Consider the following 12,879-nt stretch of genomic DNA (forward strand, 5'->3'; position numbering starts at 1 on the left):
GACACCTCATTTTTAAAAGTTTTTTATAGATAATAATTTCTATTCAAACCTAATTCTTTATTCTATTTTTAGTGGCCATGTATTTGAGGGGAATTTGCTGGAGAATTTGGTTGCAGTATTTTTGTACATGTCTCCAAATAGGAGACATGTACAGGTTTTATTTAATTATCAGGCTGCTTCGCCATCCTCGGTATGAGTAATCCCATAATTACACCAATGGCAATGAGAAGCAAAATAATATAAAGAATCATTAATTTGTTATCTTTTTCAGCGGGAGCCTGATCCTCCGCCTTGAAAAAGCTTTCCTGTTTCGAATCGGAAAAAAGCTGAAGCTGGTCTGCTTTTGCAGTGATCGTGTTATTAGTAGTTTCACCGCCGTCGAAAAGCTTCTCCTTCACTTCCTTCAAAGGATCAAGGTTCTTTTTGGTAAAAGTAAGATCCTTTTGTTCTTCAGGGATCTGCTTCTTGTTTTCATAAAGTGATTTTTCATGCAGGTAATCAGTGTTCTCTTTGAATTCCTTTTTTTCATAGGTATTCGGAGTTACGTTATTAAAGTCAGGGGTCGCCCCGGCGTTTTGGCCAGCTATCAGCCAAAGCGCCGGGATCAGCACCAGTACTTTAAGGTGTTTTTTAAGCTTCATAAGCCTGGTCCTCATCCCTCTTTGTACGCAGGTCCTTTATAGACCGGACTGCAAATGGAATGATGGCAAGCAAGGCGATAATGCCAAGCAGTACGAGGATAGCCGGAATAAACAGGGTTTGTGAGTCATACTGAATGGACATATATACCTTGGACATTGGATCTTCATAGTTAATATTCGGTGCTGTAAGAGCAAGGAATGGACTTATGAAGAAGGCGATAAGCCCTACGCTCAATATCCATCCTGCCAGGTTACCGATCTTGAACCCAGCCAGCACAATGGCTGAGGCTGCCGTCAGCAGCAATATGGTGAAAATCGTCCATTCAATCGCCCGATCCTGTTCCATCGAGTAAATATTGAGACCGAATATGCTGATAATAAGACCAACAATCAGATTCAGCAGCACAAACATGGAAGCATGGACAAGCATCGGCGCATTTTTGAAATAATGGCTGAAGTATCCGATCATTAAGCTGCTGAGCAGGACAATGGCCAATATGACAACCGGCGGCAGCTTGCTTTCCTCTTTCTTTGCTGCTGTTTCTCCGCTGATTTGAAGCGGACTGGATAATTGCTCGTATACCGGGCCATTCTTTTGGCCATTTACATAAGTGTTGCCAAGCAGATTGTAAATATCATCCCGGAACATCTGGGTCGTCTCCACGTTTGAGCCCCACTTGGAATTCAGTGTATCCGCATCCTGCTGGACGCCTTGCACCTTTTGCTCAAGCTCGTTTGTGTAGGACACAATGTTGCTCTGGTTTTCTCCGATGGACCCAATAAGATCATTAATCATCAGCATTCTTTGGCTGATTCCTTCCTGTTTGGCCATGACAGAAGTTCCATCAATGCTATCAACAGGAACTGGTGTATTCGTTGAGGATGTTTGAATTTGCTCCCTAACTTCATTTGCATTTTCCTGCAAAGCGGACAAATCTGTGTCTATAGCTTCTTGCTGTTCCTTAATTTTCTTATTGTATTCTGTGAAGAATACCGTATACTGACCTTCGAGGTCTGTCAGCTTTTGCTGAGATGATAGCAATGCTGTATTCAGGTCTTCCTTAGCTTTTTCCTCTTTCTTATCTACAGCTACTATAGAGTTTAACTTCTGTACAAGCTCTTCCAGCTTATCTGGATTTTGACTGTATGAATTTTTTATTAAATCTTCATACTGTATTAGTGAAGCGTAATATTCCATCATTTTTACAGGTTTAGTATTCGTAATTTCATTATTAAAAGCATCTAAGTTAAACCCGAGCTCTATGATTTGCTGTTCTTTCTCCTCTATAAGGTTAATCATTGAAGAGAAGCTCATTGAAGCTCCAAGTTGATCTAAGAGGCTATTCTTTTCTTCCTCTAAACTTTTGTATGCTGCATCAAGGCTGTTAAGCTCCTCAAATAATTTGGCGTTTTCTGCTTCAAGCTTCTCAACCAATTCCTGCAGCGGGTTTTCTCCAGACTCCTTCGCTGCCAGTTTTTGCTCAACAGCCATTAAGCGCTGGGATAAAGCAGGTAAGGCAGTCAAGGCAGAAACAACCTGTTCGGGCTTGGTACCTTCAATTGTCTCTAAAGATGATTTCAAATTAGCAAGCTCTTGTTCAACACTTAAAATCTCATTTCTTTCCTCTTCCATACCAGGTAAAGCTGGTGATTCTAAACTGGCTTCTATAATGGAATTAAGTTGGGCTCCGCCGTTTTTCTTGTTAGATGCCGCCCCTGTACCTGCACCAGGATTTCCTGGTTGTTGTCCATCGATTAATTCACTTTTCAACGAGCCTATTTTTTTAGCTGTTTTTTCGAAGGAAGCTAGTTCTTGATCTTGGAAATACGTTTTCAAGGCATTTATTTGCCGTCCAACTTGTTCGCTACGGATATCCGATAGAATATTAAACTCTTCATTATTCTTTTCAAGCTGCTTTTCCACACTCGCAATTCCACTATCCAATTCCTGTTTTCCCTCAGTCAAATCTCCACTAAGAGCATCCATACGAGCCGGCATTTTTTGTCCAGCAACAGCTTGAAGATCGACTACATTTTCATCCTGCATTTTTTGAAGGATATTCTGCTGGTTATCCTGGTATTCTTTATACTGATCTACAAATTGTATGAATGAGCCAAGGTTCTCTTCAAATTGGCGGAGGTTGTTTTCTCCCTCCTCAGTGCTTTCTGCAGTAGTCTTCACTGTAGATTGAATGCTCTCCAGCATATTGCGCTGCTGTTCAATTTCCGCTGCCAGGTTCTTGGAGCTTGGCTTATAGAAAGCAAGCATCGCATTCTGGAAGTCTATTTCTTTTTGTAAAATAGTATCAAATTGGGATTTTACATTTTCAAGGTCCTGTGAAACATAGGTCCAGTACAAGGTTGAAATCTTCCCATTCACTCGGTTGGTGGCTGTCTGGATTTCGCGCAGAACCTTTTCCCGGTTGAGTGAGTTCAGCTGATTCTGGACGGTATATTCAAAATTTGCTTTTTCAGGCTGCTTGCTTTCATAGGACATGATATTCTTTGAAAAATTGGAAGGTATATAAACAACTGCATCGTATTTGGTATTTCTCAAGCCATTTTCTGCAGCACTCCTGCCAATGACAGTCCACTCATATTGTGAACTGCTGGAGAGGATCGAAGTAATTTCCTTACCAAAATCAAGAGATTTATCTTCCTTGTCAGTCCCTGTATCTTCATTTACAACAGCTATGGTTCTTGTGGCATTCTCCCTGACTAGCAGAGGATTATCGCCGATGGAGCCAAAAAAGATGGCTGGCGCGGCGATAATCAGAAGCATCACCAAAACCATTTTCAAGATGTATTTTGTTTTGGCTGTCATGCTAAGACCTTCCTTTCGGTGGCGCATAAAGGAATCTGAATTTTTAATTCCTTTCCGTTTATTACGTAATAACCATACCCCGGCTGAATCTCTGCCTCTTTCCGGTCGTATGGAAGGGTAAAGAGCGTTTGCTCTGATTTTTTCATCAGAACGACCGCCTGGCGGATCTGTTTGATTTCTGCCGTTAAGGAATCGTACCCTTTCGTCAGTTCATTATTGCTGCCTGTGACGATGACACTAAAGCCAAGATGACTTCCATTCTTCATCAGTCTCGCGAATCTTTCCTGCAGGCTGTTATCCAAGGTCTGTGCAAAACGGGAGTATCCATCCACAGCCAGCACGATTGGCGAAAACGCTATATCTGTCTTGCCATGCTGGATTGCATTAAGATATTCCTTTTCCCTTAGAGATAACAGTTCTTCCGCCTTTGCTGCCCAATCGCTTATCTGTTCCTTTGTCTCGATATAAACTGAGTTTTCTTCACTTGCATAAGATGATAATGCTCTGTCAAAGGAATCGAAAATACCAATAGATTCAGCACCCTGAGCCAGCATTTGATTGATCATGAGCTTAAGAACATTAGTTTTTCCTTTTTGAGCCTGACCAAGGATAATACAATGCCTCGTTTTATTAAAGTTTGCATAGACAGGTTTGACCGATTCTTCATCAAGGCCAACTGGGACAAGCCCCGGCTGAGTCTCTCCAGAAATGTAACGGGTAAAGTTAATCGTACTAAGCTCTGCCGGAAGCATCGGCACCTCTTCAGGCTGAATGCAGCCTTTGTATTTCTCATTTAATTCCTGAATATCGCACCGGATGGATTCCATGATTTCGAAATCGTCTTTACCATCCGCCGGCAGGAATACCTGTGAAAAATATGCCTCTTCCATCTTAATAATGGCTCTTCCCGGTACAGGTTCAGGTGCGAACGGAACTCTTCCCAGTACAGAGTATGCCTCGCTGCTGTCCATCAAATAATGGACAATCTTCGTTTTGAGGTTGTTCATAAGTGACTGTCTGATCGAATTAATCCGTGTCGCTGCGAAAATCATATAGATGCCAAGTGACTGTCCATCCCTGGCAATCTGATTAATTTGCGTTTCAAGCTCCTGCATTTCTTCTTTAACTAAATCGAAGTTATCAAAGGTGATATAGACGAGCGGCAGCTTTTCACTGCTCATCGAATTGTACATCTTAATTCCGCTGACTTCCTGCTGCTGGAATAATAGCTTTCTTCGGGCAATTTCATCCTTGATCAGATTCATGAACTTTTCAATTTTGCGCTCTTCATCCATCAGGAAGAAATCGGCCGTATGCGGCAGCTGCCTTAGCGGAAGCAGGGACCCATTGCCAAAATCAAAGATATAATAATGTGCTTCTTCAGGAGACAGCTTTTCAGCAATACTGAGAAGCATGGACATAATCGTATGCGATTTTCCATAGCCGGATGAGCCGAATACCCCTACATTTCCATCCTCAACGATCTGATAGCTTAATGGATACTGACTCTGCTTCTCAGGCTCATCCACCATTGCCAAATGAATTTCATTATTCTCCTCAGCGCGATAAAGCTTCCTGCTTAAGCGCTCTTCAAGAGGAGGCAGCCACGGACTTCTAAGTTTCTTAATGCCCATAGCGGATTGTGCTGCTTCAATTTCTTCCACAACAGCTTCGATTTCTGTTTTTCCGCCTTTTTTCTTCCCTTGGCGTGAATTCACATCCGATAATGGCACAAGCCCCAAATCGGTTACAATTGCAATCTCATCCTCTGTCTCAGAGGAGTCATCCAAATAAGGCGCCCCGCTCCAGGCAGACTGGAACAGCTCATAGACTTCATTATTGCCGACCTGCAGATAGCCGCGTCCGGTTACGGTAATTGCAGCTGCATCGCCGTTTTTAATGATCTCCCGGCTGTCATCTGTATCCTGAACTTTTAGGGCTACCCGGAAACGGGCATTACTCCAGATCTGTTCGTCAATGACACCGCCCGGCTTTTGGGTTGCCAGAATTAAATGGACTCCCAGGCTTCGCCCGATGCGCGCGGCACTGACCAGCTCTCTGATGAATTCCGGCTCTTCACTCTTAAGCTCCGCAAACTCATCGGAAATCAAAAACAGATGCGGAAGCGGCTCCTTTGCCATACTGCTTTTATAAAGGTCGGTGTAATCATTGATATGATTTACCTGATATTGATCAAAGAGCCTTTGCCGCCTTTTCAGTTCACTTTTGATGGAGGCAAGCGCCCTTGAACTGAAGTTCTTGCTGCCTTCAATATTCGTAATGGTGCCTAAAAGATGCGGCATGTTTTTAAACGGCTGGGCCATTCCCCCGCCTTTGTAGTCAATCAGCAGGAACGCGACCTCATGGGGGTGGAAGTGAACAGCAAGCGAAAGAATATACGTCTGCAGAAATTCACTCTTACCTGATCCCGTGGTACCAGCCAGCAATCCGTGCGGTCCATGCGCCTTTTCATGGAGATTCAAGAGTGACAGGTCTTCCTTTCCTTTTAATCCAATTGGAACTGCCAGTGATTTGGAAGACTCTTTTGTAAGCCAGTTCTCTTTAATCGGAAGTTTTCCTACTTCTTTTACCTTCATCATTTCCAGGAAAGAAACGCTATTAGGAATGGAATTGGTCATGCCAACCTGGTGATCCAGCGTTCTTAACATGCGGGAAAATTCCTCATTCCCCTTCTTCTGATGAGCATCTAGCCTAAATGGGATGCTGACTGCTTTTTTATCCTGAATCAGAATGTCTCCTTCTTCCTGATTAATATATCTGACTAGGGTTTGAATATTATCATGAAGGTTTTCCTTTGAGTCTGCTGCAAAAATAACAGAGATTCCTATATTGGAATGGTCCCCCTCCAAATATTCCAGAATGACGTGATCAGCAATTAACTGGTGATTGGCTATAATGAACACGAGATGAGGAGCATACACCTGTTTCTCTTTATCTTCAACTAAATCCCTTTCACGCAGAATTTCATAAAGGGAGGATAGGAGCTGATCCCTCGTTTGTTCGTTATAAATCATCCCTTTTGCATGTGCATGCGGCATCTGAAAATGCGGAAGCCATTTGAGCCATTCCCATTTCTTATATTCTTTTTCGTTAAAAATAAATACGAACCGCACATCATGGTAGCTATGAAAAAAGGCCAGCTGCCCAATAATCTGGTGTATCTCATTTTTAACAACCTGCTCTTTTCCGATCAGCCCGATTGGCCCCTTGGCCAGATCAGCTACTACAGGTACATTTCTAACTTCTTTATACACTTTTTCCATTTGGCGTGATTGTTCAAGCAGGTCATCGATTTCACGGTTTGCCAAATCTCCTGAGCTGACCTTGACCTCATAGCTTGCAGGAACATTTCCTGTACCCAGCCTGAATTGAAGGAAATCAAAGCTCTGCAGGGGCCGCTCCCAAATGCGGTCGGATATATGGCCCGTAAGATATTTCATTTTCTCAAAAGAGGGAAAGTGGAATTCCAGAACATGCTTCTGCTTGTCAGACAATGCCTGCAGCTCTTTTCGCTTTTCTTCCAGATAGGCTGTATATACCCGATATCTGCGCTCTTTCCGCTTCTTTTGATTGCTTTTATCCTTAAAGTACTGGACAGTTGAGGTCACTAAAGTGGTCATGAACATAACCATAGAAATAATAATAAAAATTCCTCTTGGCTGAATTAAAGCCACAATACCCATTACAACCAGCATAATCAGCGGCGGCATGATAATCAGCCACAATCCCCTGCCTGAATCATCCGGCTCCTGTGATGGAAAGGAAAGGGAGACATTCTCATCAGGCATTTCATAAATCATTCTTGGTGTTCTTCGATAGAGAGGATATTTCTTTGCCATCTCTGATTGCGGCCTAATGGTAATTGGAAGCTTTGATTCATATCGTTCAAAGCTATCAATCTGGAAAAGATCCTCTTCTTTAATTCGAATGGACATAAAGGGAAAGAACAGCACATCCCCCATTTCAAGGAATACCCTCTCTTCAACTCGTTTTCCATTTATATAAAGCTGTCCTGAATGCGGCTCTGCCATCCATCCTTTTTTTGTTTTTATCAGATCAAAAGAATGGCTGGCAGCCATTAAAATGCCATGCTTTTTATAAATGGCTGCATCCGGGTTATCAGAGGAGATCTCTATTTCTCTTTGATAGCCGGTATAGTAGGTCTGGCTTTTAAGAGCTTCAGAGGTTCCTATTATCGTAAGGATTTTTCCCTCATCATTTATCTGAAAAGGCTCTCCATCGTTCAGCCTTCCGAGAACCAGCTCATTCTGCCTGACTTCATAGAAGCTGTCGTGCTTTTCTATTGAAATAATTCCTTTAGTGAAAGGAAAATCCCTTATTGTTACCAGCTGTTCAAGCTCAGCACCAATAGTGATCCTGCCTTTTTCTTCAATAGGCATAGACAGCTGCTGGCAGTAATCGCTGTAAAACAACCATAACTGTTCCATCTCTCCCACCTCCTGTCTATCTTAGTTAGGTTTTTTCTTTTCGGCCTCTTCCTTCTTCTCGTCAGGCTTTTCAGCAGAGGTCTCAGCTGCCTTTTCATCAGCAGGTTTTGTCTCTTTTTCAGCCTCTTTTTCAGGCTCTTGTTCTACAGCCTGCTCATTATCTCCGCTATTACTCCGCTCTTCTTCCTCCTGAGCTTTCTGTTCCTCTAAGTACTCGTCAATCTCGGCTTGAATTTCATCGATTTTCTGCTGTTTTTCTTCGGATTCAAGCTTATCATCTGCTTTGACAACTTCACGGTATTTCAGCAAAGCGAATAGAATTAAGTCTCTATCTTCAAGATCCCGGGAGATATCGAGAGCTTCCTTGGCATCTCCCCTTCCAATATGGATCCAATAATGATAATAAAGAGGATCTGTCTGCAGCGTGATGGTATTTTGAACATTCTCTTTCTGGTCTTCTGTTAATGCTTCATTTATTATGTAAGACTGTGCAAGTTCGTATTGGACAACTCGCGGCATCTGGTCAATATCATAATTGGATAATTCAGATACGACTTCACTATATTGGCTTTTTAAGAAGTGTTCCTGGCTGTTAATAAATGCTGCCTGTTTAGGCTGGGTAAAGATAAGGGAATATAAACTGAAAGCAAGGAAAGGCAATAAGGCAATCAGAAGTCCCCAAGCAGAAAATCTGGTTGCTTTCCATTTTTTCTGCGGAACCTTAACATATTCCTTATCTTTCTTTTCAAGCATTTCAATATTAGTCCGGATGACTTCTGATAATTCACTTTCATCCTTGGCCTTGATGACATCACGCGCTGCAGGTGATAATTCAATGGTTTCATAAAGGCTAAGGTAATCCCGGAAGCTGCGATTTCCATCAACTGCAGCTGCGATGGTCGCTTTCAATTCCATCCAGAGTTTTTCCTGATTGGTTTCATAAGGCGGCAGGCTTTCACTTACACCATAATGAAGTAAATGCGGTGACAGACTTTCATCCGCTACAATATTTTCAGGGCAAACGACAGGATGCAGCCTGGAGTACGGATGGCTTTTCACAAGCTTTAGAAGCTGCGAAGAAAAAATCCATCTGCTTCTCAAGTCTTTCTTTTTTAATTTGGAGAAGGTTAGATAATTTGAGGGAATTTGCAGGACGAGGCGCAGTTCATCCTCTGTTAAATGAATATCCCTTTTTATAGCTGATTCCATTGCCTGAAGCAATTCCAATTCCTCGGCAGCATCAGCTTTAATTTTTTCTCTTTGAAAAAGAATAGTAAGGGATTGGTGATCTGTTTCGACAACCGCTTCAAGCTGCTCTTCAAGGTAGGTTTGACTCTTTACTGACATTTTTAAATACTCCCTTTATAAAATTTCGAAACGGTCCCCAGTGGTAATCCCCTTTTCTGCCAGCTTATCGTTTCCTGACAAAATCATTTGCTTGTTGGGAATTCTGACCCAATATCCTTCACGGGGAGGCTGAGGAATAGACTTAGCTTGCCAAACAATATCAACTACTTTTTTAACAGAGTGATAGTTAGATAGACGGAGATCAAAAGGTTCAACTTCATAGTTTTTTAAATCAATTGTTAATTCTATGTACATTTTTAACACCTCACTGGAAAAGCTCAAGCGCCTCGAACCCCCCCTAAACCTCGAGGGCAGGCGCTGGAGCCAGACAAATTGCCAACGTGAAAATGGGCTGTTTAATACCAAAAAAAGAGCGCCTTCCATCTTGTGAATGCAGCGCTCCTTCTCCACTTATTGATTCAGATAAAATTAACCGCGGATTTGGCCAGCGATCTGGTTATCAGCATCTTCAAGAGCTCTTGCAGTATTATTAAGCTGAACAGAAATATCCTCTAATAATTGCTGCATTTGAACAAATGAAGGTCTTAAAGATTGGTATTGTTCAGCAAACGCTCTGCTTGCTTCCCCTTCCCATGCACCTTCCAGTTCACGAATCATATTATCCAAACGGACAATCTGATCCCCAACCTGGCTGCTTTCTCCATTATAACGGTTAGACATGCCTACTAATTCTGCTGGTGTAACGCGAATAACTCCTGACATTCAAATCTCTCCTTTTCTATAGGTTACTATTATTGTAAAAATACACAATAAAAAGGTCAATTACTTGCTTGTAAAAAATAACAAAACAGTTATTTATACCCACTAATACCCACTTTTATTATGTTTAAACATAAGTTGGTATTTTCTTCATATGCTTTTTCTATTTATTGTTATTTGCCTGATCTCTAAATTCAAATTTTCTACCTTTTTATTACTATCATGGCAGTTAAAACTCGTCAAATCACTCATAGGGTCATGTCGAATTATGTCTGTGGTTTTATTCCTATTAATCTATAAACCCCCAATTGTATTTTATGGGTAAAATTACCCTATTGTTCTTATTTAATTTTCACTTTGTTGAGCCCTTTTTTTTCCTGGTATTATTCTTATACCTTTAATAGTTCTTTTGAATCATTTTCCTTGAAAATTTTCCGTTTCATAAAGCAAAAAAAAGATACAGCTGAATCGCTGTATCTTTCCCAACCTATTTATTCCCCAACTACCTTAACATCCTTCAGCATGTCCTCTGTCAGAGTGATTCCCTGTTCCTCAGCTGCTTTCTTGTTAATCACAAGTTCCAGACTTTCCGGATAGCCGACAGGAATCTCACTCGGCTCTTTGCCTTCAAGAATGTCTACAGCCATTTGGCCTGTGGAGTATCCAAGATCATGATACTCAAAACCATAGGAAGCAAATCCGCCCCGCTTAACCGAATCACTTTCTCCAACAAAAGCCGGAATGTCTTTTTCATTGGCTACGTTCAGCACCGATTCAAGGGCAGATACTACAGTATTGTCCTTAGGGATGTAAAATACATCAGCACGGCCCACTAAAGATTCAGCAGCCTGTTTTACCTCGGAGCTTGTTGAAATCGTTGTTTCAACTGCTTCCAGGCCCGCTGCCTCGATGGCTTCTTTTGCATGCTTAACATTTACTACTGAGTTTGGTTCTCCGTCATTGTAGATGATGCCAACCTTCTTGGCATCAGGTACAAATGTTTTGATAGAGTCAATTGTGTTTTTGATGGCGTCAGGATGTGTATCAGAGGTACCTGTTGCATTCCCGCCCGGCTTTTCCATGCTTTCCACAAGCTCAGCTCCAACAGGATCAGTGATTGCTGTAAAAAGGATTGGTATATCCTTCGTAGATTGCACAACTGATTGGGCACTTGCTGTAGCAATCGCCAGGATTAAATCATTCTTGTCCGAGACAAGATTCTGGGCGATGGACATATTATTGTTCATATCTCCCTGAGCATTTTGAAAGTCTATTTTAAGATTTTTACCTTCTTCATATCCAGCATCTTTCAGTGCAGCTATAAACCCTTCTCTCGCTGAATCCAATGAAGGATGCTCCACAATTTGCGTGATGCCGATTTTAACGGTCTTCTTTTCTGACGCTTCCCCGCTGGTTTCCTCATTTCCTGAACCGCAGGCAGCAAGCATGAGCAATGCACTGCTTGCCAGGATGGCCAACATCTTTTTCATAGAAATACCCCCAAGATATCAATCTTTATAATTTTTTTAATATTTTGATATTAACACGGTTAATACATTTGTAACAATAGCTAATCCACCTTTTGTCAGATAATTTGTCATCCGTAACAAAAACAAGGCTGGTTCCAATTGGAACCAGCCTCTGCTTTTCTATTAACGAATTGGCACCCTATTAGGGATTTCATTATATTCTTCCGGATTCAAATCATAAACACTGCCATCTGCAACACCATGAATGATTCCCATAACACCTGTTTCTACTGTCTTAACGAGCTGCCCTTTCATCTTTTGGCCATAGTTCTGTGTCTGCCCTTTCACTTCAAATAGGACAACCCCGCTCCCGTTCAGAGCAAAGGAGCCCAAGGCAGTTCCAGGCAAGTCTAAGTCCTGATCATATAACGAAATATTGGTAAACACTGAATTTCCCTTTTGCTGAAGGGCATCATAAAGGGCTACGTTTAGCTGGCGTGAGAAGTCAAAGCGGTAATTCTCTGCATATTGGCTATACTTCGACCCTTCAGGAGAGCTTGGATCCGGAACAAAGTCTGCTGAAATCGACATGGTTACATCTTCATCCGTTCCTTCAATTTTATAAAAGCCCTGGTGATGCAGATCTAAAAAGACTTCTACCTTCCCAAACTCCTCCTGCAGGCCTTTATATACATCCCTGACTGTTTGCGATTCAGATGTGATATACCAGCCTGGAGTGCTTGAATTGCCCGGGAAGTCTTCCGCCCTTGGAACATAGTTTAAGTCAGGGTTAAAGTCACGGTTTACATCGAAGCCTGGTGTTTGAGAATAGTCGTCCCCCTGAAGGCTGCGTGTGTAATAATTCCAGGTTGGCTGTGCATTATGTAATTGAGGAAACTGTTCCTGAACCTCTTCCCAGTTCATAACATTGCCGCGCCTGTCCAATTCAGAACCATCGGCATTCATCATTGGAATCGCTACAATCGTTAGTTCTTCCCTGATTTTTTTCGCTTCTGCTGATTGACTTGAACCTAGCTGCTGAAGAATATTTAACAATGCGACAGTACCAGTCTTCTCATTGCCATGAATTTCACTCTGTACAAGAACTACTTTATCTCCATGGCCTACTCGTGCTGTAAAGATATCTCTCCCCTGATTTGTTTTTCCCGCTGACTCAACCTGGACCTGGCCATTGGATGACTTTTCAAGCTGGCTCAGCTTTTTCTTTAATTCTTCATAATCTACAAATCCTTTAATTGATACATTTTCTTCTGTCACAGGCTTTGCTCCTTCCGCAAAGCTAACTTGAGGCGCGAGAATCGATGCTGCCAGTGCTGCTGAACTAAGAACTTTCCATAATGACTTTTTCTTCATTTTTTAGCCTCCACCTAATCTATTAATTCGTTATA

8 protein-coding genes are annotated in these 12,879 nt (G+C 41.9%); all 8 read right to left on the reverse strand.

What is annotated here, in order from left to right:
* Positions 1-161 precede the first annotated feature (161 nt).
* Entirely contained in the window at positions 162-641 is a 480-nt protein-coding gene (essA, locus tag NSQ49_RS11035) for a type VII secretion protein EssA (protein ID WP_159870142.1), read from the reverse strand.
* A complete protein-coding gene (esaA, locus tag NSQ49_RS11040; protein WP_251284690.1) occupies positions 631-3,465 on the reverse strand; it encodes a type VII secretion protein EsaA in 2,835 nt (944 codons plus the stop codon). The genes essA and esaA overlap by 11 nt, the downstream gene beginning before the upstream one ends.
* Complete coding sequence (gene essC, locus NSQ49_RS11045) at positions 3,462-7,934, reverse strand: type VII secretion protein EssC (protein ID WP_251284691.1); 4,473 nt, start codon at positions 7,932-7,934, stop codon at positions 3,462-3,464. The genes esaA and essC overlap by 4 nt, the downstream gene beginning before the upstream one ends.
* A gap of 21 nt (positions 7,935-7,955) precedes the next feature.
* Positions 7,956-9,281 (reverse strand): type VII secretion protein EssB, encoded by a 1,326-nt coding sequence (gene essB, locus NSQ49_RS11050; RefSeq protein WP_251284692.1) that lies wholly within the window; start codon positions 9,279-9,281, stop codon positions 7,956-7,958.
* Between the two features lie 15 nt (positions 9,282-9,296).
* Positions 9,297-9,536, reverse strand: a complete 240-nt coding sequence (locus NSQ49_RS11055) for an EsaB/YukD family protein (RefSeq protein WP_019382382.1) — start codon at positions 9,534-9,536, stop codon at positions 9,297-9,299.
* A 174-nt stretch (positions 9,537-9,710) separates the two neighbouring features.
* The gene (locus NSQ49_RS11060; protein ID WP_009336200.1) at positions 9,711-10,004 is read right to left on the reverse strand and encodes a WXG100 family type VII secretion target; all 294 of its coding nucleotides are present in this window, start codon (positions 10,002-10,004) and stop codon (positions 9,711-9,713) included.
* A gap of 488 nt (positions 10,005-10,492) precedes the next feature.
* Positions 10,493-11,491 carry an ABC transporter substrate-binding protein gene (locus NSQ49_RS11065; RefSeq protein WP_251284693.1) on the reverse strand — a complete coding sequence of 333 codons (999 nt, stop codon included), beginning with the start codon at positions 11,489-11,491 and terminating at the stop codon, positions 10,493-10,495.
* A 162-nt stretch (positions 11,492-11,653) separates the two neighbouring features.
* Positions 11,654-12,844 (reverse strand): M14 family zinc carboxypeptidase, encoded by a 1,191-nt coding sequence (locus tag NSQ49_RS11070; protein WP_251284694.1) that lies wholly within the window; start codon positions 12,842-12,844, stop codon positions 11,654-11,656.
* Positions 12,845-12,879: the final 35 nt, after the last annotated feature.

The organism is Cytobacillus sp. FSL R5-0377 (genome assembly GCF_038004385.1).
GTDB lineage: Bacteria > Bacillota > Bacilli > Bacillales > Cytobacillaceae > Cytobacillus.

Excerpts from the sequence above, each read along its gene's own strand:
- NSQ49_RS11055 (WP_019382382.1), bottom strand. The coding sequence starts at position 9,536 with ATGTACATAGAATTAACAATTGATTTAAAAAACTATGAAGTTGAACCT.
- NSQ49_RS11065 (WP_251284693.1), bottom strand. The coding sequence starts at position 11,491 with ATGAAAAAGATGTTGGCCATCCTGGCAAGCAGTGCATTGCTCATGCTT.
- NSQ49_RS11060 (WP_009336200.1), bottom strand. The coding sequence starts at position 10,004 with ATGTCAGGAGTTATTCGCGTTACACCAGCAGAATTAGTAGGCATGTCT.
- essB (WP_251284692.1), bottom strand. The coding sequence starts at position 9,281 with ATGTCAGTAAAGAGTCAAACCTACCTTGAAGAGCAGCTTGAAGCGGTT.
- esaA (WP_251284690.1), bottom strand. The coding sequence starts at position 3,465 with ATGACAGCCAAAACAAAATACATCTTGAAAATGGTTTTGGTGATGCTT.
- essA (WP_159870142.1), bottom strand. The coding sequence starts at position 641 with ATGAAGCTTAAAAAACACCTTAAAGTACTGGTGCTGATCCCGGCGCTT.
- essC (WP_251284691.1), bottom strand. The coding sequence starts at position 7,934 with ATGGAACAGTTATGGTTGTTTTACAGCGATTACTGCCAGCAGCTGTCT.
- NSQ49_RS11070 (WP_251284694.1), bottom strand. The coding sequence starts at position 12,844 with ATGAAGAAAAAGTCATTATGGAAAGTTCTTAGTTCAGCAGCACTGGCA.